The organism is Paenibacillus ferrarius (genome assembly GCF_002027705.1).
Classification (GTDB): domain Bacteria; phylum Bacillota; class Bacilli; order Paenibacillales; family NBRC-103111; genus Paenibacillus_E; species Paenibacillus_E ferrarius.
Genome location: NZ_MBTG01000021.1, coordinates 90,387 through 116,449, shown reverse-complemented (window position 1 = coordinate 116,449; position 26,063 = coordinate 90,387). Strand labels below are relative to the sequence as shown.

The following is a 26,063-nucleotide window of genomic DNA, read 5'->3' as shown; positions in this document are numbered from 1 at the left end:
GTCCAAGCGGAACTATGATCCGCTATATGGCTGAAAACCGTCCAATCTCACGCCAAGGGGAACTACGGTCCGCTATTTCACCATTTCATGCTCGGAATCAGCATTTTCCACTTAAATAGCGTACCTCAGTTCCCTTTCATGCTACTTTTCCCCTGATTCATACCAATTAGCGGATCATAGTTCCTTTTCGTCTATAAGACATACTCGCTGCGTCATTTCCTAGTCCAAGGGGAACTATGATCCGCTATATGGCTGAAAACCGTCTAATTTCACGCCAAGGGGAACAACGGTCCGCTATTTCACCATTTCATGCTCGGAATCAGCATAATTGCAGCGTATTAACATCCAATAATTCCGTAAATAGACGAATTCGAGCCTTCCGTGAGGAAATAACGTATCCCGGTTTCTCCTCTCATATAGGCATGGCGTGTAACGATGGCATCCTCAAACGCTAGCACCCTGAAACCAGCAATTCCCGCCAACTTCAAGCTGCTAGCTGCTGCAGCTTGATCCGCAGCTGGAACTCGACGAACATGAGGAGCCTGAGCTTGAACCTGAGTCGGAGCTGCAGCTGCTGCCTCCGCCTTGATCGCCGGAACTGCCTCCGTCGCCTCCATTACTTCCGTCGCTCCCAAAGCTTCCGCAGCCCGAAGATGAACAACTGCTTTGCCTGTCTTTATCTGTATCCACTTGATTCTCAGGCAAGTAGTCATTGATTCCACTTGCGTAATTCTCCGTATCATTGACCGAGAAAAACATCATCGCACTGGCCAAATATACCATGCTAGTCGGCCCGACTAGCGAGTCTCTCCAACCTGTCTCCTCCAAGCTGCGGCTGTTCGCCGACTGTCTCGCTTCCTCAATCGCTTGGGCAATCAGCAAGCGGATTGTCTCCGCGACTTCCGGATACCTTTTGGCCTGCTCCATATCGAACCAGAGCTCTGCAATCTCATCTTCGTTCCCTATACGAAGCAGATCCGTTCGATCCTTATCCAGCGGATTCCGGAAAAAACCGTTCCAGCAGCGCGTACTGGCAGGGGCAAACTCAAACAAATGGGCATAAACCCAGTCGAACCAAGCTCGCTCCCCTGGCATTTGTTTCGGTTCCCTTTCTGGAGAGTGATGAATAACGCCTCCGGCAAATTGATCGCCGAACCGTTGATATTCACGCGTAAACATCAGCATCTCATGCCAAATGTCATCAATTTCATTGCTGAACATCGGGGTTCGCTTCAATACCAGATTCATCAAGAAAAATCGTTTCAACTCAAACCATTTGCAAGCAAATTCATCATCCGTCATCTGCGGGTTTTCGCTTTTCACACGATATTGGAGTCTTTCTATAAAATCGATTGGAAGTGCGCTGTCAAGCTTAGCAGCAATACGTTCTAATGGAATACCGGGCAGCAAACCAAGTCCTTGAGGCAGTTCCGATGCTCGATAGCTCGGTATGGATCTGCCTAGGCGGTTGCGCCTGGGCGTTTTGGATGATTTGCGGAAAAGAAAACGAAACATGGGCATCCCTCCTTTTTTCCAATATAACACATATCTGTTAACCGTAGAATAACGTTCAATGGAAAACATTGTATGAAAGACCTATAATGCTTGTAAGGAGGTGCGGAATTATGAAGATAGCCGTAACCGGCGGAAGCGGATTTATTGGCAGAAGATTGATCGCTCATTTGCAGCTGCAAGGCCATGAATTAATAAATATTTCACGTTCTCCAAAAGCTGTCGACCCTGCTATACGCACGGTAACTTGGGATCAATTGCAGAGCTCGCCGCTGGAACTTGAAGATCTGGATGCCATCGTCAATCTTGCCGGGGAATCCATTAATCAACGTTGGACTGCTAAGGCCAAGGAACGCATTGTTCAATCTCGCATCAAAGCAGCAGAGCAGGTAGCTCAGTTAGTTGAACGGATGGCCAACAAACCGAAGGTTGTTGTCAATGCGTCCGGGATGTCGATTTATGGAACGTCAGAAACGGCATCCTTTGACGAACGAAGCCCTCATCATCAGGTCGATTTCTTGTCAGGGGTCACCCAGCAGTGGGAACAGGCAGCAGATCGAATCCAAGGAACGCGAATCGTCAAAGTGCGTGTAGGACTTGTGCTGGATGGAAAAGAAGGAGCATTTCCCAAAATGGCGATGCCCTATAAGCTTGGGGTCGGCGGCCGCATAGGCAGCGGCAAGCAATGGCTCTCCTGGATTCACATTGAAGACATGGTGCGGTTGATTGACTTTTGCATCCAGCATGAAGCGATTGTCGGGCCTGTTAATGCCACTGCCCCTCATCCGGTTACCAACAAGGAATTTGGCCAAGCACTTGGGAAAGCGATGCATCGGCCAAATGTATTCCCGCTCCCTGCCTTTGTCTTGAAGCTGATATTCGGAGAGTTGTCGACACTGCTCTTAAATGGCCAAAAGGTACTGCCTCGTGTACTGCTTGAGCATGGATTTTCCTTTAAATTCGTAACGGTTGACAAAGCACTTACCGATATCGTCTAATACATAAAACCCAGATCTGCGAGCTAAGCTCAGTGATCTGGGTTTTGCTTTGAATAGCCTATTTGGCGGTGAGGTCGTCTGAAACTTGAATCAGTTGCAACTGCGTTGGAGCCCCCGTTAAGGTTAATACCCCTTTATCATCATAGCTAATCCCAAAATCGTTGTCGTTGACAATCGCAATTGTATTCTTATCCACAACCGTCAAGCCTTCGATTTTCTCATATGGGTAACCCAACTTCGCAATATCAACGATCAGCTCTTTGCTGACAGGCTGAATGCCTTGATCTTTGAGCTGCTGAATAGAGAGACTTTCCAGGTTGTTGCTGATCTCTTTGCCTAAAATATTCGTAGCTTTAGAGAAATCGGATTTGTAGATACGTTTCAGCTGCGCATCAGCGCCTGCGTTTTTATCCCGCTCATCGACGAGAAGCACATCACTGGACAGCGCGGACAAGTCACTGATAACGATATCCTTTTGGTTTACTTTTACAAATATACCGGCTTGCTCTGCCACGTACACGTATTCACCAACGATTTGCTTGGTGGCAATATCCATTTTGAGAATACGCAGATTCCGGGAAGCCTCGCCTGTTTTCTTATCCGGGTTCGCCATTGGACTTTGAATGGACGTATATAGGAACTTGCCATCAGGAGATATGGTTATACCCTCGAAACCACGATTGGAAATACGTTTATTGTAAACCTCTGGAAGAGTGTCAAAAATCGGAATTTGGGCACCCGCTTGCACTAATTTCTCCTTAGAGCCCTTGGGAACATAACGGCCCAGAATTGTGCCATCGCGTTTAACTTGAAGAATAGAAGGACGGTACTCGTCCGAAATCCAGAAAGTATCATCTGAAGGGCTATAAGCGATGCCTTCCAAATCCAAACCATCCGGGTCATACGGAAGCTTCGTTACACCTTTCTCATCATAAGGAACTTCATCGGGTCCAACCAAGTTTGGCAAGCCTGTTATGTATTTGCTATTGGTGACTTTGTCGAGTTTCCCATCTGGAAGTGAGAGTTTAATCGTTTCCAGAATTTCAATAGCTCCGTTCGAAATCTTGAATTTATATAAGCGAGGTGTATAGTTCTGGATAGGGAATGTACGTAATTTATCTTTGCCAACTTCACCGTTTGGACCACGATCCGCAAGGGTATAAAAAATATCAGGCGCATCTTTCGGTAAATGAACGAGTCCTGAAAAGCCGCCTTCTTGAATACCTTTTTCGAGAACTGGAGCATTCTTCCATTCGAATTTACCAGTAACTTTGGGAATATCTTTTAGAGCAATCGTTTGATTCCATTCATTCCATTCAACTTGCTTCTCCAATGCCTCGCCAATGGTGCGAAGCGGAACGTAGGTGCTGCCATCAATAACGACAGGATCTTTATCGAGTGTAAGTGTTTTGCCGCCAGAGGTCAGTTGAAATTTGACAGCAACAGCCTCGAGCGCTGCCGGGCCTGCCGACACCACCGTTGTTGTGGAGACTGCACCAAGTGCAGCCAATACGATAAGCAATCGTTTCCTTCTAAAGAATCTTTTCATCTTAACCCTCCGTTATCTATTCAGCGTTTACTACGATTAGCATATAGCTTTTTTATTCGCTGGATGTTAATGGAAAATCAATCTTTTGTAAAATTTAAAATAGTCTTTGCAATCCCTTGAAAAGTTGTGTACAATTAATTTGCACAAAATAAATAAGAGAAGGTGATCCTTTTGAACGTTCATCAATTTTCAGCTCGGACCAACCGCGGCGAAGAAAAGTCTCTTGCCGACTACAAAGGTCAAGTGCTCCTTATTGTTAATACGGCAACGAAATGCGGACTCGCGCCTCAATTCAAAGGACTCCAAGAGCTCCATGACACCTATAAAGATCAGGGCTTCAGCGTGCTTGGCTTTCCATGCAATCAATTCAAGGATCAAGAGCCCGGTGATGACGCTCAGGTTGAGCAAACTTGCCAACTTAACTTCGGCGTTAACTTTCCACTCTTCTCCAAAATCAATGTAAACGGCCCTGACGCTCATCCGTTATATCGTTTCCTTAAACAGCAAGCCTCCGGCTTATTTGGCTCAGGAATTAAATGGAATTTCACGAAGTTTCTCGTCGACCAAGACGGCAAAGTGCTGAAACGCTTCTCTCCTACGACTTCGCCCAGCAAAATTGAAGGTCAAATCCGCAAATTGCTGGAGAAATCAGCCGTTCACGCCTAAAAAAGCAACAACGAAAAAAAGCATCCTGTCCATTAATGGAAGGATGCTTTTGCTATTTCACATATTTTTTGGCTTTTTCGATGACTTCATCTTCAGTTGCCGCAGTCACATAGCGGCCGTTAATAAAAATAAAGGCAAATCGGGAACAGGGGCCGCAATAGGATTTGCACGCTACTTTGACCTCAGTCTCCGGAGCAATGACGCCAATTTTGGAAATGGCGGACTTGACTTTCATGTGTTTGCATTTATCACAAATGCGAATATCATTACGCATTAGTGATCTCCGTGGTTCCCCTTGCTTGGGTTCGTAATCATGAAGCCTTCTTCTGGTGTGTAGAAGTAGTCAATGCGGATACCATCCAGCAACGGCTCATTTTTGTCCAAAATTACATCAATTCCTTTATCCGTGCTGACAAGGACGTCATTGTCTGTTTTATCGTCAAGACCCAAACCGTAGTGAGCGTGATCACCGTGGGAATGTGTCACTTGTACACGAACCAATAACCCTTTGTTTTCTTCTTTATCAAGCTCCAATTGAAGTACTTTTGCTGCATTGCGAGAAATTTTGACGTTCATATGTACACATCTCCTGAAACTATAATTTTATTTCTTATTGTAAAGAATCTAGGGCACGAAATCAACCTTTGTCCTAGGATCTATCTAGAATAACAATAGAATGGAACAATAACCGCAACTCTTGCTAATTCGTGGCACGAACTTTAAAATACATAGTAGTGAAAACAAATGACACTAAATACAGGCAGGTAACTTACTTACCCAGATGTTAGTGTTGCCAAAAATGAAAGGAAGCGATCTTATGTCAACCCTAGAGAATGAAAAAGTCGCTCCACTCAGCAATTATGTTCCCAAAGTACCCAAAGAGATCGAATGTTCCATTGAGCGGACACTGGAAGTTATTGGCGGCAAATGGGCATTTCTCGTGCTTCGCGAATTGTTTTGCGGGACGAAGCGATTCGGTGAGCTGCAGCGTCAAGTCACAGGCATAAGTCCCAAATCATTAACCGATATCCTTCGGCATCTTGAGGAGCATGGCGTATTGGAACGAATGGCCTACCCGACAGTTCCTGTTACGGTGGAATACACACTGACACCAAAAGGCGAGGATTTGCATCAAATATTAAAAGAAATGAAGCTATGGTCAGCAAAATGGACATAATGAGACCATATCGCTAGAGGAGCTGGACACACATGATTACCATCAAAACAAAAGAACAAATTGAAAAAATGGGCAGAGCCGGACGCATCTTGGCTGATTGCCACAAAGAAATTGCCAAAATGATTCGCCCTGGCATCACTTCCTGGGAAATCGATCAATTCGTTGAAGGCTTTCTGGCTAAAAATGGCGCTACCCCTGAGCAAAAAGGCTATCACGGATATCCCTACGCAACCTGTGCATCCGTCAATGATGTAATTTGCCACGGTTTCCCAAAGAAAGAACCATTAAATGACGGTGATATTGTCACCATTGATATGGTCGTGCGCATTGATGGCTGGCTGGCAGACTCGGCTTGGTCCTATGCGGTCGGCACGATTTCGCCTATTGCTGAAAAGCTGTTGAACGTAACAAAGGAATCTCTCTACAAAGGCATTGAGAAAGCGATTCCCGGCAACCGGATCGGCGATGTTTCCCACGCTATTCAAGTATACGCTGAATCCCAAGGCTTCTCTGTTGTTAGAGATTTTATCGGTCACGGGATCGGCTCAGAAATGCATGAAGAACCGCAAGTTCCTCATTATGGACCTGCTGGCAAAGGGCCGCGTATTAAAGAAGGCATGGTTTTCACGATTGAACCGATGCTTAATGTCGGCAAATTTCATTCCAAGGTCGACGCGGATGGGTGGACAGCTCGTACTTATGACGGAAGCCTTTCTGCTCAATATGAACATACCATTGCCATTACGAGTGAAGGCCCTATTATACTAACCGAACAATCATGATGCCGGAGGAACAAGCATGCTTTCTTTTTACAGGAAATATTGGAGAACAGCCTTTGACATTGCTCTCATTGTTCTAACCGTTTATCTCTTCATGCTCTTGTTCAGCTATTTGTATCGCATTGCAACTCCTATCTTTCTGGCTCTGATCATTTTTATGATGATCGAGCCGTTTGCTAGGTTTTTGCATCGAAAGGGTATGCGCAAATCAATCGCTTCGGCCATTTCAACCCTGCTCTTCGTTCTTATTATTTTGGGAGCGCTCGCAGGTGCAGTCGTTATTTTCACGAGCCAAATCATGAGCCTTGTTGATAAAGTCGATGATTATCAAGCCATATTCAACGATCAGATCGTAAATAAAATCAGTGAATTAAATGACCGCTTCCAGACCTTGCCTCCCGATGTCATTACGAAAGCCAAAGATTATGCCGGGCAGTTCGCGGGCAATGCCTCCAAATTCATCATTGCTTTCCTATCTGGATTGGTCGCTTCACTGACTACTTTCTCAACCTTCATGTTCAACTTCATCGTCGGTATTATTTTGGCCTACTTCCTCAGTATTGAAATTGATTCTTGGAAGCGCCTTGCCGGTGAAAACACACCCAAAACCTTTAAGACCGTTTTCTTTTTTCTCAAGGAAAATGTGGTCAAAGGGATCGTCTCCTACATAAAAGCACAGTCCAAATTGATCTCTTTGACGTTCATCGTTATCTTTATTGCACTGCTCGCGCTTGGCGTTAACAATGCGTTCTCCATCTCGCTCTTATCCGCCATTTTCGATGTGCTGCCGCTGCTTGGCGTTTCGACCTTGTTCATTCCTTGGATCATTTATCTGTTCATTGTTGGTCAAACAACCTTGGCGATTTGGCTTAGCGCTATCCTGCTTGTTGTCATCATGGTCAGACAAATCATGGAGCCCAAGATTACAGGTGAATCACTTGGGGTATCGGCATTTACGACGCTGGCCTTCATGATCGTTTCGCTTTCCTTGTTTGGATTTGCGGGCGTTATCTTGTCTCCAGTTCTAATCATTCTTATCAAAGCTCTACATACGCAAGGCTATTTGCAGCGCTGGATTCGCAAGCCGGAAGACGAATATGTCGAAGGCAGCCTGCCGTATAGCGGACCTTAACATGAACCAAGCCTCGGTGGCCAGATAACTGGCAGATCGAGGCTTTGGTTCGTTTATACACGATGCCTGCTGCGATAAACGGAAGGCGCCATGCCAATCTTCTGCGTAAACACACGGCTCAAATAAAATCCGTTTTCATAGCCGCACTTGGCTGCAATAGCGTCCAAGGTCAATGTGGACCCCTCCAGCAAATGACGTGCCCGCGCTAGACGAATTTCATTGAGAAATTCCGAGGGGGTTTGGGCAAAAGCCTTGCGAAACTTGCGGGTAAGCTGCACAGCGGTCAGACCTACTCTTTCCGCTACATCCAGCATAGACAGGCTTTCGTAAGCATGATCCATAATAAACCTGCGCGCATGCTCCATCAACTCATCGGTTTCAATGAGCGCTTTCTGTTGGCTGGATTGCTCTATTCGAACCATCCGAAGCAAATCCATCACCATATGCTGCTTATGCAGCGTGATTTCCTCGTCCCAGCCCTGCAGCTGCCTCAAGTAGCGATAATCCGAAGCCAATCGCTCTCTATCCTGAACCGTCAGCTTGCCTTGCCATTCACCTTCGTATTCCGAGCTGCGATCCGACAGCCATACAAACTGCAAAAAGTGAAACGACAAAGGACCGCAGGTTTTCCTTCCAAAGGGAATGCGCGGAGGACAAATCACCAAATCGCCAAAACCGGCATCCCCCTCATGTTCCCCGATCTTGTACTCGAATCGTCCTTCCTCCACCGCAAACATCGTCCAGCTCGAATATTGATCAACATCCAGCATAAACGCTGTCTTCTGGTGCCAGTACACATGAGAAATGAGCTTCATCGACATCTCATGCAAGGCCATCTTGCCGCACCTCCGAGAATATGAAATAAAGTATATGCTCATTGTAACTCTCTGCATGTTAATTGGGAATGGGATCTTATAATATGAAATCAAATACATTATATCATTCAGTGAGGTGCTCAAGCATGAAGCATGAAATCGTTTCATCGGATATAACCGTTGTTGGAGGCGGATTAGCAGGAGTCTGTGCAGCCGTTGCTGCCGCGCGACTAGGTCAAACTGTTTCACTTGTTCAAAATCGTTCCGTCCTTGGGGGAAATGCCAGCAGTGAAATCAGGGTTTGGGTATGTGGCGCTACCTCTCACGGCGTTCATCGAAATGCACGGGAAACAGGCATTATGGGAGAAATGTTTGTAGAGAATCAATACCGCAATATCGACGGCAATCCCTATATCTGGGATCTGATCGTCCTTGAGAAAGTCAAAGCTGAGAAAAACATAACTTTATATTTGAACACGGATGTCCATGAAGTTGACGCGGATGGGGATGAATCCAATCGCACCATTCGCTCCGTTACTGGCTGGATGATGGGGTCCGAAAGACGAATCCGCTTCGATAGCCGGGTGTACCTTGATTGTACGGGAGATGGCCTCGTCGGCTTCTTAGCCGGGGCGAAATTCCGGATTGGGCGGGAAGCGCAAGAAGAATTCCAAGAGGAATGGGCACCACTCGTTCCCGATGATATTACACTTGGCAGCACGCTGCTGTTCTATACGAAGGACGCTGGCCGTCCGGTTAAATATATCGCACCAAGCTTCGCCAAGGATATCACCCAGACTTCAATCCCCATGAAACGCGTCATTCGCAGCGGCGATAACGGCTGTTCTTACTGGTGGATTGAATGGGGCGGTGAACTGGATACCGTTCATGATAATGAACGGATACGCGAGGAGCTTTCCTCTGTTATTTATGGCATATGGGATTATATCAAAAATTCCGGCAAATTCGACAGTGACAACCTGACCCTTGAATGGATCGGTTCCGTTCCGGGGAAACGGGAATACCGTCGTTTCGTTGGGGACTACGTGCTGAATCAGAACGATGTCATCGCGCAGGAGCTGTTCGAAGACCGCGTCGCCTTCGGCGGCTGGTCCATTGATCTGCACCCGCCGCAAGGGATGTATGCGACAGCCAAAGGCTCCAAGCATATGCATATGGACGGCAGCTACCATATCCCGTTCCGCTCCCTCTACTCCGTCAACGTGACGAACATGTTGATGGCAGGGCGCAACATCAGCGCGTCCCACGTGGCCTTCGGCACGACGCGCGTCATGGCGACGTGTGCCGTCATCGGCGAAGCCGCAGGCACAGGAGCCGCGCTCTGCGCGGCCAAGGGCATCTCGCCCCGCGAGCTGCACGACGGCTACTTGAGCGAGCTGCAGCAAACGCTGCTGCGCCAAGATGCCGCTGTGCTTGGGCTGAAGAACGCGGACGCGGATGATCTTGCGTTAAGCGCTGTCGCAACAGCCTCCAGCACCTTAACGCAGCTTGCGCTTGAGCAATCCGCTTCGGTCATGCCGCTGGCTGCGCATATTGCCCTGCTCGTGCCGGCTGACCCATTCATAGACGGCGTTGAGCTGCTTGTAGACGCGTCGGAAGCAACCGAGCTGACTGTTGAGCTCTGGAGCACAGGGAAGCCGCAAAACTACGTCCCTGAAGCTCAGGTGACGTCTATCCAAATCCCTGTGGCACAAGGCTCCCAGCAATGGGTGAAAGCCGCGCTGGCGTGGCACCCGGATTGCGCACAGAACGCTTTTATCATTCTAAGAAGCAATCCCGCTGTTTCTGTTCATTTGTCGGCTTCGCCGCAGACTGGCGTTCTTTCCTTTAAATTTGCAGGAGACGATCAGGAATTGGCTGACTTCGGAGATATGCATCATCATCAGCCTGTCGTCGATTGGAACCAAAAAGACTTCGTTCGCAGCCCGCTCTGTTTCCGCTTGCTTTCGCCTACCTCAGCGTTCACAGCGGATAAAGCGACTGACGGCTACAAGCGCCCTTACGGAGGTCCGCATCTCTGGTCATCGGCAGCGCTAAGCACCTCAGAACCGGAATGGCTTGAAGTCAGCTGGCCTCAGCCCGTTAGCATTCAAACTGTACTTCTCACATTCAATGATGATGTGAATGAAGACCTGATCAACCTGCATCATCATCGAACCGAATTCGAAATTATTCCTGAGCTGGTCAAAGATTACAAACTGCAAGCCTTCATCAACGGAGATTGGACCACTGTCGCTGAAAAAAGCAGTAATCACACGCGCAGCCATACTCATAAACTGCCCGCAGCCGTGTCAACAGATCGTCTTCGGGTTCTGGCTGCTGCAACGAATGGCGCGAAGCGCGTCGAAATTGTAGAAATCCGTTGCTACAGTTGAACAAAACTCAAATGACTTGCCTTTTCCATAAGGCACATTTATGATAAGACTAATCGAAAGTTGATGTGTGACTGGCGAAGCATGGATACCCATGAGGAAGCACATCGATGCAGCAGCCGTACGCCTGGGCAAAGGTAAGGGGATCATCCCCTTGCCTTTTTGTGTTTTATCAACATTTGAAAGGTTGTGGAGAACGATGTATGCACAAACATTAATTTTGGATGGAAATCGCGTTGCCAATCAGATCAAAGAAGATCTAGCGGCAAGAGTTGGGCAATTAACAGCCAAAGGGATACAGCCTTGCCTGGCGACGATTCTCGTTGGAGATGACCCTTCATCGGAAACTTATGTACGTATGAAAGGCAATGCCTGCAGAAGGCTTGGAATTCATTCCAGACGCATCCATCTTGATCAATCAACTACGACAGATGAGCTGATTGCCGTGATTCAGGAACTCAACGAGGATTCACAAGTCCATGGCATTCTGCTGCAGCATCCCGTCCCTCATCATGTCGATGAAAGAGCCGCCTTTGAAGCCATTCAGCCTGAGAAGGATGTGGACGGCGTAACCATGCTCGGCTTCGCCCAAAATGCTTTTGGAATAGCCAGCTTCCCCTCCTGTACCCCGGCAGCGATCATCGCGATTCTCGATCATTATCAAATTCCGATTGCCGGCAAGCATGCCGTCGTTATTGGCCGCAGCCCTATTTTGGGAAAACCTGTGTCCCTTATGCTGCTCAATAGGAACGCAACCGTGACGATTTGCCACTCCAAAACGGAAGGACTCGAACATCTCGTTCGGCTAGCTGATATCGTCGTAGCTGCTGTCGGCAAACCTGCTTTTGTTCAAGGAGATTGGATTAAGCAAGGCGCTGTTATTCTTGATGCCGGATACAATCCAGGCAATATCGGAGATGTCGATTACGAAGCTTGTCTCCCCATCGCCAGTGCCATCACACCCGTGCCAGCCGGAGTCGGGCCGGTGACCATTGCTATGCTTTTGAAACATACGATTGACGCCGCTGAAATGACAAATCAATAGCAAGGAGATGCGACATTATTTTCCTTAAAATAGGTCTTAATAACCCTTGTTTAACCTGACATGATATGTTATATTAAAAGTGCGACAAATCAAGGTTTTCACTTCAAAAAGTTGACATAGGAGTGATGAAAATGGGCCAAAATTCCGTTCAGATTCTGCAAGGCGAAGAATTAATTCGTGTGGAAATGACTGTTAAGGAAGCGCTTGCTTTAACAGGCGCTAAATTCAATCAGAACCACAAGCTAGAAACAGATGCCATCAAGAAGGTCAAACAATCGTTAGAAGACAAGCTGCTGACTCCCAACCATTAATCTTATATACCTTTACGGCACATCGCCCTGATTGAACGATTTCCATCGTTCGCAGGGCTTTTTGTTTTATTTGTATCAAAATCAACCGAATGCTTATACTAATTCTCGCACTACCCCAACTTACATCCTAAGGAGTGAAGATCATGTCATCCGATCACAAACAGCAAGGCCAAAGCAGAAAAAATACGACAACCCGTACACAGGATCAGAAAAGCGGCAAAGGTCATAAATAACAATCATTTAGGAGGGCTAACCGATGCTTGATCAGTTGGAAAGCAATTACGATTGTGCCAACGCAGGTGCTGATTTGCACAGTTTAAAGCAAGAGCTTGAGCAGTTCCAAGGTCAAGCCGCCAACTCAGACACAGCGCAGAAAGAACAGCGCAATCGTCTCGAAAACCAGATCCGTTTCATCGAAAACAAATGTTCTATTACCCGTGAGCATAACCCGCAATGAAGAAAAGTCCATGCCTTTGCTTAGAGGGCATGGACTTTCCTATTAGTTTACTTTTCTGCGTGTCAAAATACACGGAACCCCTTTACCCAAGGCCCCTGGCTGCGACATCATGGATAAATATCGAAGTCCTCTCGTACAGGGCGTTTTGCAAACTGCGCAAGTGGACGATTCTACAAGTCTCATCGTGTACTGGACTCTGGACGAAAGCTCTTTCTTCTTGGTTACCTTGCCCTTCCCTTTAGGTGGTGCCATCTCCCACGCCTCCCAACTGTTTCCTCCCTTCAGTATATGAAGCTTGGGCTGAACGGTTCTTAGGAGGCATGGTCAAGTTCAAGCGACTTGTCTATTGATTGACAACTTGCAGGTCCATAGCTGTCAACAGAATCGGAACAAGCTCTGCGTAAAGCAAAGCGAAAGATTCCACGGGCAAAGGATTTTCTCCGCAGCCAACTTCAACCGTGAAGCCAGGCTTGCGAAAATGCTGGATGAACCAATCTTTGTACCCCGCGTCACTGTCGGAGAGCTTAACGGCTTGGTAATTGCCAGCTAAGGATAGCCGCTCGGCAAACATCTCGGACTCTGGAGGCTCATAGCCGCGGTAATTCCAATAAATTTCTCTCCCTTGTGTATGCAGCGCTACAACAATTTCAAAGGGATGAATTTCCGTGAACCTCACCATGGCTACCGCCTCCGGCTCGCTAAGTGGCGCTTCACCACCGTAGTCCCGCGGTCCAGGACCCTGCTGAGCTCGGCGTGCAGCCTCTTCCTCCCAGTAAGCCGGGAATTGGTCATTCAGATCCACACCGCGAATATTGGCCTTCCAGCTGCTGAAATCCAAGGAGCCTCCGTTCCACTCCAGCAATTGTTCCCGATGCGGATGTTCTTCGCTAACGCCATGCAGGACAAGATCAACCCCATCTGGATTCACCATAGGGACCACCCAAAGCGAATATTCAGAGAGGAGTCGTCTCACATTGCTGCCGTGCCATGCCGTTCCTCTCGCATACGAGCAAGCCAGATCCTCTACGAACTGCATGATCAGAGGAGTCGTTATCCATTCATTCGCATGAATAGCTGCATTCATATGAAGCTCCCTTGCTCCTTGACCGATTCGGAGAGCCGGAATACTTTTCCCCATCACACTCTCACCCATAACACCTACTTGAATAAAAGGATAAATCTTGCCTAACCGATGCAATTCCTCACACAGTGTCTCATACCCGTATCCTAACATGCGACCACCTCACAGCTCTGTTATCTCATCTTCGTAGGATATGAATATGCCATTTGGCTTAGAAACATGCGGTTTCAACTTAATCGCAGGCTTTTCAGCTTTTCAAGCGATTGAAAAAAAACCTGCATTTCTGCAGGTTTCAACGTTGACATGACTATTTTATATAATCGTAGGTACCTGCCAAACAACTGGAGTTATGGAAATCTGCTCTTTGAGCCAGTTTTCAGCTATTTTCTTAAATAGCTCCGGCTCGCCGCTGCAAAAAAATTGATGAATCGGCAGATGCCCCGATGTGGCAAGCAAATTGCGATGGTAGAGGATCGTGCTGATTTCTCTCGCCGTCTCATCTGCCGAAGAAATCAAGGTCACATTCGGGCCCATCACACTGGAAATAGCATCCGTCAAAAAAGGATAATGCGTACAACCCAGGATCAAGCAATCCATCGGCTTGCCGACTAGCGGTTTCAATGATTGTTCAACAACCTCCTGCGACCGATCAGCATCGAACAACCCCTTTTCCACAAAAGGAGCCAGCAAGGGGCAAGCCTCGCTATACACTTGGATGTGCGGCGAGATTAAGCGCAATGCATGCTCATAGGCTTTGCTTCGAATGGTTCCATCCGTGCCAATGACCCCGATGATCCCGCTTCTCGTATGCTTGATCGCTGCTCTAGCCCCTGGTGAAATGACCCCCAGCACAGGAATCGATACCCGTTCCCTAATATCGTCAAGGGCAACTGCTGTTGCCGTATTGCAAGCGATAACAATCATTTTGGGATTAAATTGAATTAAATAATCAACGATTTGCCTCGTGAATGTCCGCACTTCTCCGGCAGATCTAGGACCGTAAGGACTTCGCGCTGTATCTCCGAAATAAATGACTTTTTCTTGCGGCAATTGTCTCATGACTTCTTTGACAACAGTTAATCCTCCGACTCCGGAGTCCAGTACGGCTATCGCTTGCTGCACACCTATCCGCTTCCTTTGCCGCTTAATTAAATACGGAACCACATGGATAGAATATGAACGTACAAGCTGAAAGGTACCTAGGTGAAGAACTCAGATTTCTGACCTGTCGTCTACTTTTTAGGCTCAAGCTCATTCACAAGCGCAAATTCATAGCCTTTTTTCTTGATCTCTTTGCAAATGCGTGACAGCGCCTGCATATTTTCCTCAGAGCCCTGATGCATCAAAATCACATTGCCATCATGCAAATTATTCATAATGTCATTGTAAGGATCTTCTGCCCCATTCTCTCTCTTCTCCCAATCACGCATAGCCGTTGACCAGAATACGGACGTATAGCCCATGCTTGAAACCAAGCTTAAATTATGCATGTTGTAGTGTCCATAAGGAAAACGGAAGTATTTCTCGACTTCTTTTCCCGTCAATTGTTTATACAAGACTTCAAAATCCGTAATTTCTTTCCGAATTTGATCATCGCTCATCTCATTGAAATCATTGTGCGTCATCGTATGGTTGGCAATAAAATGACCATCCGCGACAAGCTTTTTTAAGTAATCAGGATTCTTCTTAATGTTGTTTCCAGAAATAAAAAAGTTAGCCTTCACACCGTTTTCCTTCAAGGATTTCAGCATCAAATCCACTTCGATCAGGGGTCCACCGGCATCAATGGTTAAATACACCTTCTTTCCGGTGCCTACCCATACGGCTTTCTGATCAGCAGTGAAGGATTTCGTTTCTTTGGGGAAATCAGGAACTTGTCCGGTTTTCTTCTTCATATAGTACCAAGAGTAAGGTACCTTCTCGGCTGAGGAAGGCTTCGGAGTAGCGCCAACTACTGCTGATTTGGGTGTTGCCGTAGGCACCGGAGTTGCCGTTGGCTTCGGCGTCTGCGTCGGATCTGGTGTGGCTTTAGGCGTCGGCGTAGGTGCCGCAGTTGGTTTAGGAGTTGGTGTTGGTGTCGGAGTTGCCGCCAAGGTTGCTTTTGGCGTTTCGGTTGGAGCTGGATTGGAAGCAGAGGAAAGCAGGCTTTTATCTGCACAACCGATCAATGTTGCGCTAAGAACGATCAGTAGTGCAGCGCTTTTGGTAATTCGCGTCATAGTAGCACCTCGTTATAGAATGAATACATCGGTATTCATTTCGACAGCACTAGACAAATTACCTGCCTATTGGAAGAATTTCGTATTATTTCGTGGCGCGATACGTCAAATATTGGAGGATGCTGATTAAAATGAATGCTGTTCCAGCAAGCATTGGAATCGTAATGAAACCAAGCCAATTCAAATAATCCACATCACAAGGCACAGGACCGCATCCCGTCGCTGATTCATGAAAAATGCCCGATTGCAGCAAGACATGGTAAATCGAAATGCATGCTCCCCACAGGGTCAATGGCAGTACATAAATCGTAAGTTTATAATCTCTGCGTACAGCTGCAATTCCTAAAATGACGGCTAAAGGATACATCAAAATTCGTTGATACCAGCATAATTTGCAAGGTAAGAAATGCATAATCTCTGAGAAATAAAGGCTTCCTAAGGTAGCAATTAGGGCAATTAGCCACGATAAGTGCATACCATTGTCTCTTAACCATTTGTTTGACATCTGAGTTCGTCCTCCCCTTCCTCCTTATTATAGAAAAATATAGAAAGGAAGTCTAACCTGACCGGCCGAAATTCAGCCTTTCAGCTGCTCGGTCGGATTCTCGTTACCCAATGTTTACGGCGAGCGAGGCTTACAAGGACGTTAAACAACTGTAACAACAGCAAAAAAGCGGCAAGCAGGCCACCCGCGCCCACCCGCCGCTATAATTATACAGAGAAGCTATAAGCTGCTTCTTCCGTCTGTTTCACGAGCTCCCGCCACTGCTCAACAGGTACGATATCAACGACTGCTTTGATCGGTATGCTGGAGAAATCCAGCTGCGGCACGGCGTCCAGCTTCATCCGATTCGTGACCAGCCGGTCCAGCCAGCCGGGATAGTTCTTCTCCATCAGCTGCAAGCGATAGATGGCTGTTTCAAAATCTTTGCGCGCAGCGTTGACGGAACCAAGCACGCATTTATTCTCCAGCACCATGCTCTGATTGAGCATGTCAGATGAAATCTCCAGCTTGCGGTCCGCTGGCGTAACCCCCAGCAGCGCCAACACGCCGTTGGGCGCCAGAACGGCCATGGCCTCGAAGGCAAGCGGGCTGAAGCCCGTGCATTCGAGAATGAGATCCAGCGGCTTGCCGAGACGCTCGGCATATGCCGTTAATGTTGCAGCAGCGCCCGCTGCGCCTGACTGCTGATACATGCCGCCGCTGTCCTTCACAAGCTGCGCTTGCAGGCTGTCCTGCGGCGACATGGACCAGACATAGACCTCAAGCCCAAGCAGCCGGCAGGTCATCGCGGCAAGCAAGCCCAGAGGCCCTGAGCCGAGAATCAGCGCTGACTTCGGCTCCCAGATCAGCCGCTGCTGCACGCGCAGCACCTGATCCCATACTTTCTCTACGATGCTTTGCGGCTCGACCAGCATCCCATGCTGGAGCAGGTCCAGTGGAACCTGCACCAAGTACCGCCCTTCTTCCTTGTAATACTCGGATAGGAAACCGTTCGCCCCTTTGATGCCGCGTTCGACATACTCCCCAGTCTGGCAGAAGTCTGAATGTCCATTGCGGCAGTTCACACAGTTTTGATTGCGGCAAGGCCTCCTCACAATCGCCGTCACCAGATCGCCTTTGCGGAAGCCGCTGTCCGTCCCAGCCTCGGTAATGACGCCAAGTGATTCATGTCCTGTGGTCAGATCATCCTCTCCTTCCGGAGGAACGCCGTATTTCTCCTTCAAGATCTCCTTGTCTGTACCATCCAGCCCCACGGCCAGCACCTTCACGATGACCTCCTGAGGATGTGAAAGAACGGGATCCGGCAGGTCTTCGATCTCGATCGTGGGATTGCCCTTACGCAGGTTTTTGACTCGAATAGCTTTCATTTCTCCCTCTCCTCCAAGCTAGTGATTGACCGGTTCGAGTACTTTGTCTTCACTTGCATCTACGCCTGATTCCACCTCTTTGGACGTCAGCTTTTTTAATTTGGACAAGTATTCCTGTGCCACCTTAATGAAAGAAGCATGCGACCAAGTCAACGGCGAAACCGACATCGGCTCTCCAGAGAACGGGTGCACTTGTTCAGCCATAACGCCAGAGGGCAGCGCATGATGGATTGCCCATCGCATCAAATTTTCAGCTTCCACAAGGTCCTGTACCGTCTTAGCCGTGGCTACCAGCCATTCCGCATACCAAAGCGTGCATATAAACCAAGGGTTCCCCGGAACCTTCGCAACATCATTGGTCACTTGATGATAATAGTCGTTCTCATAACGCGCGATCCCGCCAATATCAGTCTGTACCCACAATTTATCTTTCAATGCCTTCATTGTAGAAAGGAGTCGCGGATCCTCCAGCTGAAGCAGGCCGAAGTCAAATAGCGCATACATGCTCATATCCATGGTATAATCGGGAATATATTTATTTTCCTCATAGCTCCAATACAAGGCTCTTAGGAACCTATTCTGTTCGGGTGCAAACAGCTGCTGCTCAGCAGATTTCTTCACCAATTCTGCGATATCTGCATAATACACAGCTCGTGCTTTATCTTCGTGAAATTCGGCGAAGCGAGCGGCAGCTACCAAGCCTGCGTAGACGGAGGAAACCGTGAAAGCAAGCACACCGTAGCGCTCCTCCCAAAGGTCATAAGAGGGCAGCGGAAGTCCGGAAGCATCCCGATAATGCACGAGGAAATCGGCCGCAGGCTTCACCAATTTCTCATAATCCTCACGGGACTTATCGAGTGTGCCTGCCAGCTTATGATGGTGCCACAAGGTGTACAGCACCAGTGCAGTCTCGTCCTCTTGAATAGCAAGCTGCTTCTTCCCTTGTCCGTCTACCCAAGGATGCCAGCTTGAACCAACGGAGCTATCCGGGTTATATTTATGCATCAAGTATCCTTCCGGGGTGAGCACCTTCGAACAGAAATCGAAAAAATTCCGAGACAATTCATGATAACCGGCACGATCCAGCGCATGCGAGACTAAAGCACCGTCACGAGGCCACATATACGAATAGGTATCTTTGGCGAATTTTAAAATGTCGGAATCATTCGCTGCGATAATCGCTCCCCGATTATCCACATTCGTTCTTGTAATCAGCAGACATCTTTTATAAAATGATTCCAAATCAGGCTTCAGCAGCGATAATTGATGTGCATCCTGGTTCACCCATTTGACCCAATGCTCGTGTGTTCGCTGTAGAAACACCTGTGGGGTTGTGGTGCGAAGCACCTGTTCCAGCCGCTCTACTTCCTGCTTTGTTTTCCCGAAACAAATCCAAAACCAAGCTTCTTTCGAACTATTGGCAGGCAGTTTCAACGTCAATTCGATGATGCCATCCACAGAGCCCTGTGCGATAGGGTTCCCTCCCAGATGGCCATCTTCCGCATCACGCCATGTTCCTTCCAGCCCATGAATGCCTTTTTGTCCCGTTGCATAACCGCTTGGAGTCGGTTTCTCGTTATCCGGCGACAAGCAGGACAGTGACATATATCGGTGCCCCTTGTAGAAAAGGAGCGAGTTTAGTTCCGGATCATAATAAATGGTATCACCGACGCCATTCCCATAGATTTGCAGATCCAAATGGAAATAAAGTTTGATTTCTCGTTCGACATCTAAGTGATTTTCAACCTTCACTTTTCGCACAAATGAATTTTGCTGAACATCAACACCATCTCGAATTCCGAAATTGAGTCCAAGCCTTTCATGGCTGCACTGCACATCGGTAACAAGCGAATCCTCTAGATAAGTCAGTTTCTTAGACACCTCTGGATGGTCAATCCAGAAAAAACCTTCCTGACACCAAATGCCAAAATGTGAAAGATGATCGCTAGATTGATTCTCTTGACCTACTAAAGGGTAATACATGTCACGAATATTATAAGCAGCATCAAAATTAATAAGCACATTCCCATTTCCGATAGGTAAATCTCTTGCCATACGATCAGCCTCTTTCCAAGATGTTGCTACTAATTTACCATTTGAACCGTCTAAATATGCACGCAGGCATTTGAACAGGAAATTGAGGGAAATAGCACCAATTGGGCTTTAGACATTTTCATTTCACGCAAACTCAATTACAATAAGAAGTATATGGAGGGATTCACTATGAAGCAATTAGAAGGATTCGGTAAATTTTTGGAAAGCTTGCGAGGTAAGATGTCATTACGTGAAGCAGCCCACAAAAGCGGACTTTCACATGCCTATATTAGGGACCTTGAATTAGAGCGAAATCGTTCGACGAATGAGAAAATCAACCCTTCACCAGTCACATTAAAAAAGCTGTCGGATGCCTACAACATTTCGTACACAGACCTTATGGCCAAAGCGGGTTATCTGGAAAATGAGCAGGAACTCATGTCTGGACAAGCTGAGCTAGCTGAACAAGAGCAAGTCGCTATGTCAGATGCTATGTATATTGAAGTCACGTCCAAAGAAATTATCTTTCATACACGACTTGGCCAAATCAACAAAAGTGTGAACTCGCTGCTCGATTTCAGTCTTTTTCTGGATCAGCTTGATGAACAAGGCTTCAAAAAGATGGATACCGATTTATTCGTCAATCTGAATTTTGTGCAGAAATATGTGGAGCGGGAAGGCAAGCTCTATTTCGATCCGCTAGGTATCGGCAAATATGTCGTTATCGCGGCGATAAGACAAAAAAAATATCACGATCTGCTCATTCGCAGTGTCGCAGCCAATACAGGCAAGGCTCTCGAGTTTCATTACGACCGCAATACGGGAACGACAGATGCAGGTTTCTTTCCATTAAAATTTCCTGGCTAAAATTATATTTACAAAAAAAGGAGAAACGTTTCAGTGCAATCTGAAACCTTTTCTCCTTTCTTTTCGTCTAAGTATAGGTGTGGTTAAATTGATTTTTGGTAGAGAGGATTGGTACTGCATACATGACTGTCCAACAAACCGCTTCCCCGCCGTCTCGTCTAGCGAGCAATAAACGGAGAAGACCCAAAGGCTTGAGGTTTTTCGTATATACGATTTTAAGTTTCGCTTTCCTTGCTGTGTTATCGCTTTGTTGGTTTTTCCTGACTGCCTCAGGCTCCAATGTACGATTGATGATGGCGGATACGTTGATTACAACCCAACACCGGGATTGGGCCAAATATTTGATAGGTTCAACTGAATTGCAGAAGCGTGTTGAGGCCTATTGGAAAAGTTTCGATGAAATGGGAGATGAGAAAGATAAAGGGATTGTACAAATCCCGTCAAGTCCAAATGCCCAAACCCCTGTAACTGTTAAAAAGGAATTAGTTAAAATTGAGCCTATTTCCGGCACCAATTTCAAAGGACAGCTTGTCACCATTTCCGACCCCAAGAAGCTGCGAATTGCCGTACCTGAGAAGGTCGGCAAAGGCGAAAAAGTGTCCTCCATGGTGAAGAGAACCGGAGCGATCCTTGGTGTGAATGGCGGCGGCTTTATCGATCCCAACTGGGAAGGCAATGGATTTCAGCCAGAAGGCATCGTGATGTCCGGAGGCAAAATCTTTTACAATGACAAAGGCATGAACGGCACGGTGCAAGTTGTCGGCATTGACAAAGAAGGCAGAATGATTGCCGGCAAGTATAAAATCTCTGAGCTGGTGGACATGGGCGTTCAGGAAGCTGTTTCCTTTAGCCCGCGGTTCATCGTCAATGGTGTTGGACAAATTAAAAGCCAAGCCGATGGCTGGGGCATAGCTCCACGAACGAGTATGGCACAAACCAAAGACGGCTCTATTCTGTTCGCTATTATTGATGGCAGGCAGAAGCATAGCATTGGCGCAACCTTATATGATGTGCAGGAAATATTCCTTGAGCATGGCGCGGTAACAGCAGCGAACTTAGACGGCGGAGCTTCAACCGTACTCGTGCATAATAATGCTATTATCAATAAACCTTCCAGCGAGTATGGGGAACGTTATCTGCCCACAGCATGGCTGCTGTACGATCATCCCGAAACGGCTCCCATCAAAAATGTGTGGGAAGGCCTCGATATTCGCAAAATTGATCCATCGAAGTGGTAAATCCAAAACCTCCGACGCCAGAACGGCATCGGAGGTTTTATTGTTCTAGCGATTCCCTACAATAACCAAATCTTCAGCAGCCTCAGACGCTTGAATATCATCAAGCTCATCTTCATTTTTTGCTTCTTTCCACGAACGAACCGCGTCCACAACACCGGAAGCCGCGTCTTTCGCTTTTCCGACTACACCTTGTGTCTTTTGGCTCACTGTGCTGGCAATTTGGACGGTTTTATCACTTACCACTTGCGCTTGCCCGGCAATGTCGCTTCTTAGCTCACGACCCGATTTGGGCGCGAATAAAAGTGCAGTTGCCGCTCCAAGTACGCCGCCTACTACGGCTCCGATGAGAAGATCTTTTCCCTTTTTTTCATTGGACATGTAACATCCACTCCTTAATGGTCTGATTTGGCATTCCGATGCGCCTGCCATCTTTGCCACAGCTCGAAGCCCGTCGTTGTCCACTCCATGACGTCTTGAATACGTTTCTGGTGGGTATGTACTACCTTTTCCGCACCATGAATAGATTCATTCATCAGGTGTGTCGCTTTGCGAATAACAGAAGCGACATCCCCTATAGAGGCTCCTGCATTCTCGATGGATTGAATCGTTGGCTCAAGTGCAAGCACTTGCCTATGCACCTCTTCAGTAAGTTGCCCCGTTTGCTTCAAAAGTTGCCCTGATTGTTCCGCTGTGGCGATTACATGCTGTTTGATTTCTACAATGGCGTCATCCAAATGAACAATCGTGCGTTTCGCCGCTATTAGGATTCGTACAGCAAATCCAATAAGCAGGATGAAAGCAAGCGCTGAACTGACCAGACTGATCTCGATCCAAGACATGACGAGCACCTCCTATAAGCTTAAAAAGCGGCGTGATGCGTGTCGGCTTCTAGACGAATGCCTATGAATTACTACAGTATAAGTAGCAGCAGCTTGTTTTGACACAAAAAAACTGGAAAAATTTCAGGGACCTGTCATAATGAAAAACAAACCATACCTACTGGAGGAGAAACATGAACAGAGAGCAAGGACTTAAAGAGATTGAACGCACCCGAATCATAGCCATCGTACGCGGGGTCCAGGAGGCACATATCCAAGCAGTCGCAGAAGCGCTCCTGAAAGGCGGCGTGACCGTTATGGAAGTTACACTGAATACTCCCGGTGCCCTTCATATGATTGACTCGCTGCAGCAGCACTGGGGGTCTCAGATGTACATCGGAGCTGGAACTGTACTCGATCTGGAAGATGCGAAGAAAGCCGTTCAAGCTGGTGCTTCCTTTCTGGTCACCCCGAACATGGACGAGGATGTTATTCGTTGGTCCAGCGAGCAAGGCATCCCGATTTTCCCTGGGGCTATGACACCGACAGAAATCGTTAAGGCCTGGAAAGCAGGCGCAACCGCTGTTAAAATCTTTCCAAGCGGGAGCCTTGGTCTCACTTATATCAAAGAATTAATGGGGCCTCTGGACCACATTCCGATGATTGCTGTGGGCGGTGTTACGGAGGATAATATTAAGCAATTTCTGGATATCGGCTGTTACGGCTTAGGCATCGGCGGCTCACTCATCAACCTGAAGGAAATTGAAGCAGGTCGTTTCGAGTGGATCACGAATAAAGCGGCAAGCTTGCTCGCGGCATCCAAATAGAGGCAGGCGAGTTTAGTAGATACTTCCTTGCTTGCTGACACGAACTCATATATATTGCTGCCTCGCTTGAGGCAGCTTAGTCACAAAAAGGCTGTCTCCCAAGTAGAAAACGACTTGAGAGCAGCCTTTTTATCTGCATGCTTAAACCTTAAAGCGGGAAAGCAAATCAACAAGCTCCTGTACAAGGTTGCCTAAGGCTTCGGCGGAAGCGCCGATTTCCTCCATCGTAGCCAACTGCTCTTCTGAAGCGGCAGCCACATTCTGAGCATTGCTTGAGGAGCTTCTGGCGATGCTTGCCAACTGCTCCACAGTAGCCAAAACCTCTTCCGCACTTGCTGACATTTGCTCCGAAGCTGCTGAAACTTCCTGAATTTGTCGGTGCACTTGATCCATTTCTGTTGTAATTGCAGCGAAGATGTGTCCGCTTTCCGTTACAGCTTGGACGCCTCTGTTCACTTCGTGCGTGCCCTGATCCATGCTCTTCACAGCTAGCTTCGTATCCTCACGGATTTCGCTGATGAGCTCGACGATTTCATGCGAAGCCGCGTTCGATTGTTCTGCAAGCTTGCGAACTTCAGCTGCAACTACAGCAAAGCCTTTTCCGTGCTCCCCAGCTCTAGATGCTTCAATCGCCGCATTCAAAGCGAGCAAGTTGGTTTGTTTGCTTATCGTCGAAATGATGCCTATGATATTTCCGATGGCTTCTGAGCGATCGCCTAGGCGGCGGATGACTTGCGAAGATTCATCAACTCTGTCTCTGAGCACCGTCATCTGACGAACAGCCATCTGAATATTCTCATTCCCTGCTGCTGTTTTCACTCTCACTTCATCTGTAGAATCAGAAACGTGAGCCGTCGATTCAGCAATTCGCTGTACGCCTATCGCCATTTCCGTCATCGCGCGCGAGGTTTCTTGCGCATCGTTCAATTGTGTTTCGGATCCGGCAGCCATCTCCTGAATCGAGATCGTGATCGTTTCCGCCGCTCGGCTTGTTTGCTCGGCACTTGCCGTAAGCTGCTCCGAGGTGGCTCCAACCGACATGGCATGCTCAGTGACCGTGTTGATCATAGCACGCAGCTTGTCGACCATTGTGTTGAACTGTTCGGACATCATTCCGAATTCGTCCTTGCTATGGACGGTCAGTTTCTCGGTAAATTCTCCTTCTGCCAGTTTAACGGAAAGGTGGCTTACCGCACGAATAGGACGAAGCACCAGCATTCGAATAATGAAGTACAGAATGACGGCAAGTAGAATCAATGCCGAAATAGCAATGACTAAGGATAGCGTGAGTTCATCATAAAAAACATTCAGAATCATCTTCTTGGCAAAGATTGTTTCCATAAACCAGGTCTGATCAGAGTCCTTCAGAACAATCGGCGTGAATAAATGGAGGTCTTGGCCGCTGCTTCCCTCCATATATACGGATAATTTACCCTGTTTGACACCATCCAACACGGATGCAGCTGCCGGGTTTTCATTATAGTTTTTGGTTACTTTATCCGGTGAGGTGCCATGAGCAACGTAATTGCCCGCTGACGAAATCATGGTTGCATAGCCGCCCAGCGGCTTCAGTTGTTCAATTTGTTTCTGCAGCTCGCTAAGTGCTATATCTGCGCCTATGATCCCCACGAAATTTCCCTGCTTATCCAAAATCGGCATAATTAACGACGTTATCAAAACATTTTTTCCACTGATCGGATACAGATAAGGCTCAATCCATGTATTTTTTTTCGTTTTCTTGGCGATTTGGTAGTAGTCCCCTGCACCGTCTTTCTCATAATCAAGCAGCGGCTGCACGTCGATTTTATTATCAACTTTAACAACATAAGGAATAAAACGGCCCGTGCTGTCATCGTACGGCTGTTTCTTTATATTCGCCGCATCTTTTTTATCAAAAGCATTAGGTTCCCAAAGCGTATACAAACCCAGAATATTATCATGCATCCCTAGCTCAGTAGTTAGCATTCTTACGACGGCTTCACGTGTCAGTGACTTCGTCATGCTTGCATCCAAAACCACTCCGCGAAGTGCCGATAAAGTAGAGATCGTTCCATCTACTTCTTGTTGAAAACCTGTTGATACACCTTCAGAAGCATGATTCGCCTCCGCCTCTCCTTGGCTTAGGCTCGTACTGTAGATTTGTTTGAGATTCACGCCAATCAAACTTCCAAATGCCAATAAAAGCACCAGACCAATGCCCATCCCCAATTTAAAGGACAACTTCCGGTTACGCAGCCACATCATGCTAATCGCCCTCTCTCTAATAAACCATT

At 47.3% G+C, this 26,063-nt stretch carries 27 protein-coding genes and 1 riboswitch; of the genes, 12 read left to right on the top strand and 15 right to left on the bottom strand.

The window, feature by feature from the left end; all coding sequences use genetic code 11:
* Window positions 1-492: 492 nt before the first annotated feature.
* Window positions 493-1,515 (bottom strand): glycine-rich domain-containing protein, encoded by a 1,023-nt coding sequence (locus tag BC351_RS22165; RefSeq protein WP_079414992.1) that lies wholly within the window; start codon window positions 1,513-1,515, stop codon window positions 493-495.
* 110 nt (window positions 1,516-1,625) lie between these two features.
* Here BC351_RS22165 and BC351_RS22160 point away from each other — a divergent pair, with 110 nt between their 5' ends.
* Entirely contained in the window at window positions 1,626-2,510 is an 885-nt protein-coding gene (locus BC351_RS22160) for a TIGR01777 family oxidoreductase (RefSeq protein ID WP_079414990.1), read from the top strand.
* 58 nt (window positions 2,511-2,568) lie between these two features.
* On the opposite strand, the gene BC351_RS22155 is transcribed toward BC351_RS22160, so the two are convergent.
* Window positions 2,569-4,059: an esterase-like activity of phytase family protein gene (locus BC351_RS22155; RefSeq protein ID WP_079414988.1), complete on the bottom strand. Its 1,491-nt coding sequence runs from the start codon at window positions 4,057-4,059 to the stop codon at window positions 2,569-2,571.
* Window positions 4,060-4,230: 171 nt separating this feature from the next.
* Between BC351_RS22155 and BC351_RS22150 the strand changes: the two genes are divergently transcribed.
* Window positions 4,231-4,725 (top strand): glutathione peroxidase, encoded by a 495-nt coding sequence (locus BC351_RS22150; RefSeq protein ID WP_079414986.1) that lies wholly within the window; start codon window positions 4,231-4,233, stop codon window positions 4,723-4,725.
* Window positions 4,726-4,777: 52 nt separating this feature from the next.
* Here the strand turns inward: BC351_RS22150 and BC351_RS22145 are convergent, their stop codons facing one another.
* Complete coding sequence (locus tag BC351_RS22145; protein WP_079414984.1) at window positions 4,778-4,999, bottom strand: DUF1450 domain-containing protein; 222 nt, start codon at window positions 4,997-4,999, stop codon at window positions 4,778-4,780.
* On the bottom strand, window positions 4,999-5,301 hold the full coding sequence (locus BC351_RS22140) for a heme biosynthesis protein HemY (protein WP_079414982.1): 303 nt from the start codon (window positions 5,299-5,301) through the stop codon (window positions 4,999-5,001). Before BC351_RS22140 ends, BC351_RS22145 begins: the two co-directional genes overlap by 1 nt.
* A gap of 241 nt (window positions 5,302-5,542) precedes the next feature.
* Between BC351_RS22140 and BC351_RS22135 the strand changes: the two genes are divergently transcribed.
* The 3 genes from BC351_RS22135 to ytvI are packed head-to-tail and all read left to right on the top strand — an operon-like array spanning window position 5,543 to window position 7,813.
* Window positions 5,543-5,902, top strand: a complete 360-nt coding sequence (locus BC351_RS22135) for a winged helix-turn-helix transcriptional regulator (protein ID WP_079414980.1) — start codon at window positions 5,543-5,545, stop codon at window positions 5,900-5,902.
* Window positions 5,903-5,934: 32 nt separating this feature from the next.
* On the top strand, window positions 5,935-6,684 hold the full coding sequence (gene map, locus BC351_RS22130; protein ID WP_079414978.1) for a type I methionyl aminopeptidase: 750 nt from the start codon (window positions 5,935-5,937) through the stop codon (window positions 6,682-6,684).
* A 16-nt stretch (window positions 6,685-6,700) separates the two neighbouring features.
* Window positions 6,701-7,813 carry a sporulation integral membrane protein YtvI gene (gene ytvI, locus BC351_RS22125; protein WP_079414976.1) on the top strand — a complete coding sequence of 371 codons (1,113 nt, stop codon included), beginning with the start codon at window positions 6,701-6,703 and terminating at the stop codon, window positions 7,811-7,813.
* 53 nt (window positions 7,814-7,866) lie between these two features.
* Here ytvI and BC351_RS22120 read toward each other — a convergent pair whose 3' ends face one another.
* A complete protein-coding gene (locus BC351_RS22120; RefSeq protein ID WP_158082190.1) occupies window positions 7,867-8,649 on the bottom strand; it encodes a helix-turn-helix domain-containing protein in 783 nt (260 codons plus the stop codon).
* A gap of 125 nt (window positions 8,650-8,774) precedes the next feature.
* Here BC351_RS22120 and BC351_RS22115 point away from each other — a divergent pair, with 125 nt between their 5' ends.
* From BC351_RS22115 to BC351_RS22100, 4 genes are all read left to right on the top strand, one after another.
* Window positions 8,775-11,024, top strand: a complete 2,250-nt coding sequence (locus BC351_RS22115) for an FAD-dependent oxidoreductase (protein ID WP_079414972.1) — start codon at window positions 8,775-8,777, stop codon at window positions 11,022-11,024.
* 57 nt (window positions 11,025-11,081) lie between these two features.
* Window positions 11,082-11,161, top strand: a riboswitch (ZMP/ZTP riboswitch).
* Window positions 11,162-11,220: 59 nt separating this feature from the next.
* Window positions 11,221-12,066 (top strand): bifunctional 5,10-methylenetetrahydrofolate dehydrogenase/5,10-methenyltetrahydrofolate cyclohydrolase, encoded by an 846-nt coding sequence (locus BC351_RS22110; RefSeq protein ID WP_079414970.1) that lies wholly within the window; start codon window positions 11,221-11,223, stop codon window positions 12,064-12,066.
* Window positions 12,067-12,197: 131 nt separating this feature from the next.
* Window positions 12,198-12,377, top strand: a complete 180-nt coding sequence (locus BC351_RS22105; protein WP_079414968.1) for a hypothetical protein — start codon at window positions 12,198-12,200, stop codon at window positions 12,375-12,377.
* Window positions 12,378-12,633: 256 nt separating this feature from the next.
* A complete protein-coding gene (locus tag BC351_RS22100; protein WP_079414966.1) occupies window positions 12,634-12,834 on the top strand; it encodes a DUF2524 domain-containing protein in 201 nt (66 codons plus the stop codon).
* Window positions 12,835-12,876: 42 nt separating this feature from the next.
* Here BC351_RS22100 and BC351_RS22095 read toward each other — a convergent pair whose 3' ends face one another.
* The 7 genes from BC351_RS22095 to BC351_RS22065 all read right to left on the bottom strand — a co-directional run bounded on the left by BC351_RS22095 (window position 12,877) and on the right by BC351_RS22065 (window position 20,061).
* Window positions 12,877-13,086 carry a hypothetical protein gene (locus BC351_RS22095; RefSeq protein ID WP_079414965.1) on the bottom strand — a complete coding sequence of 70 codons (210 nt, stop codon included), beginning with the start codon at window positions 13,084-13,086 and terminating at the stop codon, window positions 12,877-12,879.
* Between the two features lie 91 nt (window positions 13,087-13,177).
* A complete protein-coding gene (locus tag BC351_RS22090; protein ID WP_079414964.1) occupies window positions 13,178-14,068 on the bottom strand; it encodes a M14 family metallopeptidase in 891 nt (296 codons plus the stop codon).
* A 159-nt stretch (window positions 14,069-14,227) separates the two neighbouring features.
* On the bottom strand, window positions 14,228-15,037 hold the full coding sequence (racE, locus tag BC351_RS22085; protein WP_079414963.1) for a glutamate racemase: 810 nt from the start codon (window positions 15,035-15,037) through the stop codon (window positions 14,228-14,230).
* A 110-nt stretch (window positions 15,038-15,147) separates the two neighbouring features.
* Window positions 15,148-16,134, bottom strand: a complete 987-nt coding sequence (locus BC351_RS22080) for a polysaccharide deacetylase family protein (protein ID WP_079414962.1) — start codon at window positions 16,132-16,134, stop codon at window positions 15,148-15,150.
* Window positions 16,135-16,219: 85 nt separating this feature from the next.
* Entirely contained in the window at window positions 16,220-16,639 is a 420-nt protein-coding gene (locus tag BC351_RS22075) for a disulfide oxidoreductase (protein WP_079414961.1), read from the bottom strand.
* Window positions 16,640-16,845: 206 nt separating this feature from the next.
* Entirely contained in the window at window positions 16,846-18,006 is a 1,161-nt protein-coding gene (locus BC351_RS22070; protein WP_079414960.1) for a glucose 1-dehydrogenase, read from the bottom strand.
* An 18-nt stretch (window positions 18,007-18,024) separates the two neighbouring features.
* Window positions 18,025-20,061 (bottom strand): glycoside hydrolase family 15 protein, encoded by a 2,037-nt coding sequence (locus BC351_RS22065; protein ID WP_079414959.1) that lies wholly within the window; start codon window positions 20,059-20,061, stop codon window positions 18,025-18,027.
* Window positions 20,062-20,229: 168 nt separating this feature from the next.
* Here BC351_RS22065 and BC351_RS22060 point away from each other — a divergent pair, with 168 nt between their 5' ends.
* Both BC351_RS22060 and BC351_RS22055 read left to right on the top strand, forming a co-directional pair.
* Entirely contained in the window at window positions 20,230-20,907 is a 678-nt protein-coding gene (locus BC351_RS22060; RefSeq protein ID WP_079414958.1) for a helix-turn-helix domain-containing protein, read from the top strand.
* Between the two features lie 122 nt (window positions 20,908-21,029).
* Window positions 21,030-22,145 carry a phosphodiester glycosidase family protein gene (locus tag BC351_RS22055; protein WP_079414957.1) on the top strand — a complete coding sequence of 372 codons (1,116 nt, stop codon included), beginning with the start codon at window positions 21,030-21,032 and terminating at the stop codon, window positions 22,143-22,145.
* Between the two features lie 45 nt (window positions 22,146-22,190).
* Here BC351_RS22055 and BC351_RS22050 read toward each other — a convergent pair whose 3' ends face one another.
* Together BC351_RS22050 and BC351_RS22045 are read right to left on the bottom strand one after the other, a co-directional pair.
* The gene (locus tag BC351_RS22050) at window positions 22,191-22,523 is read right to left on the bottom strand and encodes a YtxH domain-containing protein (RefSeq protein ID WP_079414956.1); all 333 of its coding nucleotides are present in this window, start codon (window positions 22,521-22,523) and stop codon (window positions 22,191-22,193) included.
* Between the two features lie 14 nt (window positions 22,524-22,537).
* Window positions 22,538-22,984, bottom strand: coding sequence for a DUF948 domain-containing protein (locus tag BC351_RS22045; RefSeq protein WP_079414955.1), 447 nt, complete (start codon window positions 22,982-22,984; stop codon window positions 22,538-22,540).
* 173 nt (window positions 22,985-23,157) lie between these two features.
* Here BC351_RS22045 and BC351_RS22040 point away from each other — a divergent pair, with 173 nt between their 5' ends.
* Window positions 23,158-23,790, top strand: a complete 633-nt coding sequence (locus BC351_RS22040; protein ID WP_079414954.1) for a bifunctional 4-hydroxy-2-oxoglutarate aldolase/2-dehydro-3-deoxy-phosphogluconate aldolase — start codon at window positions 23,158-23,160, stop codon at window positions 23,788-23,790.
* Between the two features lie 141 nt (window positions 23,791-23,931).
* Here BC351_RS22040 and BC351_RS22035 read toward each other — a convergent pair whose 3' ends face one another.
* Complete coding sequence (locus tag BC351_RS22035) at window positions 23,932-26,034, bottom strand: methyl-accepting chemotaxis protein (protein ID WP_079414953.1); 2,103 nt, start codon at window positions 26,032-26,034, stop codon at window positions 23,932-23,934.
* Window positions 26,035-26,063: the final 29 nt, after the last annotated feature.

What these genes read in the sequence shown, in the direction of transcription:
- BC351_RS22165 (WP_079414992.1), bottom strand. Translation starts at nt 1,515, where the DNA reads ATGTTTCGTTTTCTTTTCCGCAAATCATCCAAAACGCCCAGGCGCAAC.
- BC351_RS22160 (WP_079414990.1), top strand. Translation starts at nt 1,626, where the DNA reads ATGAAGATAGCCGTAACCGGCGGAAGCGGATTTATTGGCAGAAGATTG.
- BC351_RS22155 (WP_079414988.1), bottom strand. Translation starts at nt 4,059, where the DNA reads ATGAAAAGATTCTTTAGAAGGAAACGATTGCTTATCGTATTGGCTGCA.
- BC351_RS22145 (WP_079414984.1), bottom strand. Translation starts at nt 4,999, where the DNA reads ATGCGTAATGATATTCGCATTTGTGATAAATGCAAACACATGAAAGTC.
- BC351_RS22140 (WP_079414982.1), bottom strand. Translation starts at nt 5,301, where the DNA reads ATGAACGTCAAAATTTCTCGCAATGCAGCAAAAGTACTTCAATTGGAG.
- BC351_RS22135 (WP_079414980.1), top strand. Translation starts at nt 5,543, where the DNA reads ATGTCAACCCTAGAGAATGAAAAAGTCGCTCCACTCAGCAATTATGTT.
- map (WP_079414978.1), top strand. Translation starts at nt 5,935, where the DNA reads ATGATTACCATCAAAACAAAAGAACAAATTGAAAAAATGGGCAGAGCC.
- ytvI (WP_079414976.1), top strand. Translation starts at nt 6,701, where the DNA reads ATGCTTTCTTTTTACAGGAAATATTGGAGAACAGCCTTTGACATTGCT.
- BC351_RS22120 (WP_158082190.1), bottom strand. Translation starts at nt 8,649, where the DNA reads ATGGCCTTGCATGAGATGTCGATGAAGCTCATTTCTCATGTGTACTGG.
- BC351_RS22115 (WP_079414972.1), top strand. Translation starts at nt 8,775, where the DNA reads ATGAAGCATGAAATCGTTTCATCGGATATAACCGTTGTTGGAGGCGGA.
- BC351_RS22110 (WP_079414970.1), top strand. Translation starts at nt 11,221, where the DNA reads ATGTATGCACAAACATTAATTTTGGATGGAAATCGCGTTGCCAATCAG.
- BC351_RS22105 (WP_079414968.1), top strand. Translation starts at nt 12,198, where the DNA reads ATGGGCCAAAATTCCGTTCAGATTCTGCAAGGCGAAGAATTAATTCGT.
- BC351_RS22100 (WP_079414966.1), top strand. Translation starts at nt 12,634, where the DNA reads ATGCTTGATCAGTTGGAAAGCAATTACGATTGTGCCAACGCAGGTGCT.
- BC351_RS22095 (WP_079414965.1), bottom strand. Translation starts at nt 13,086, where the DNA reads ATGGCACCACCTAAAGGGAAGGGCAAGGTAACCAAGAAGAAAGAGCTT.
- BC351_RS22090 (WP_079414964.1), bottom strand. Translation starts at nt 14,068, where the DNA reads ATGTTAGGATACGGGTATGAGACACTGTGTGAGGAATTGCATCGGTTA.
- BC351_RS22080 (WP_079414962.1), bottom strand. Translation starts at nt 16,134, where the DNA reads ATGACGCGAATTACCAAAAGCGCTGCACTACTGATCGTTCTTAGCGCA.
- BC351_RS22075 (WP_079414961.1), bottom strand. Translation starts at nt 16,639, where the DNA reads ATGTCAAACAAATGGTTAAGAGACAATGGTATGCACTTATCGTGGCTA.
- BC351_RS22070 (WP_079414960.1), bottom strand. Translation starts at nt 18,006, where the DNA reads ATGAAAGCTATTCGAGTCAAAAACCTGCGTAAGGGCAATCCCACGATC.
- BC351_RS22065 (WP_079414959.1), bottom strand. Translation starts at nt 20,061, where the DNA reads ATGGCAAGAGATTTACCTATCGGAAATGGGAATGTGCTTATTAATTTT.
- BC351_RS22060 (WP_079414958.1), top strand. Translation starts at nt 20,230, where the DNA reads ATGAAGCAATTAGAAGGATTCGGTAAATTTTTGGAAAGCTTGCGAGGT.
- BC351_RS22055 (WP_079414957.1), top strand. Translation starts at nt 21,030, where the DNA reads ATGACTGTCCAACAAACCGCTTCCCCGCCGTCTCGTCTAGCGAGCAAT.
- BC351_RS22050 (WP_079414956.1), bottom strand. Translation starts at nt 22,523, where the DNA reads ATGTCCAATGAAAAAAAGGGAAAAGATCTTCTCATCGGAGCCGTAGTA.
- BC351_RS22045 (WP_079414955.1), bottom strand. Translation starts at nt 22,984, where the DNA reads ATGTCTTGGATCGAGATCAGTCTGGTCAGTTCAGCGCTTGCTTTCATC.
- BC351_RS22040 (WP_079414954.1), top strand. Translation starts at nt 23,158, where the DNA reads ATGAACAGAGAGCAAGGACTTAAAGAGATTGAACGCACCCGAATCATA.
- BC351_RS22035 (WP_079414953.1), bottom strand. Translation starts at nt 26,034, where the DNA reads ATGATGTGGCTGCGTAACCGGAAGTTGTCCTTTAAATTGGGGATGGGC.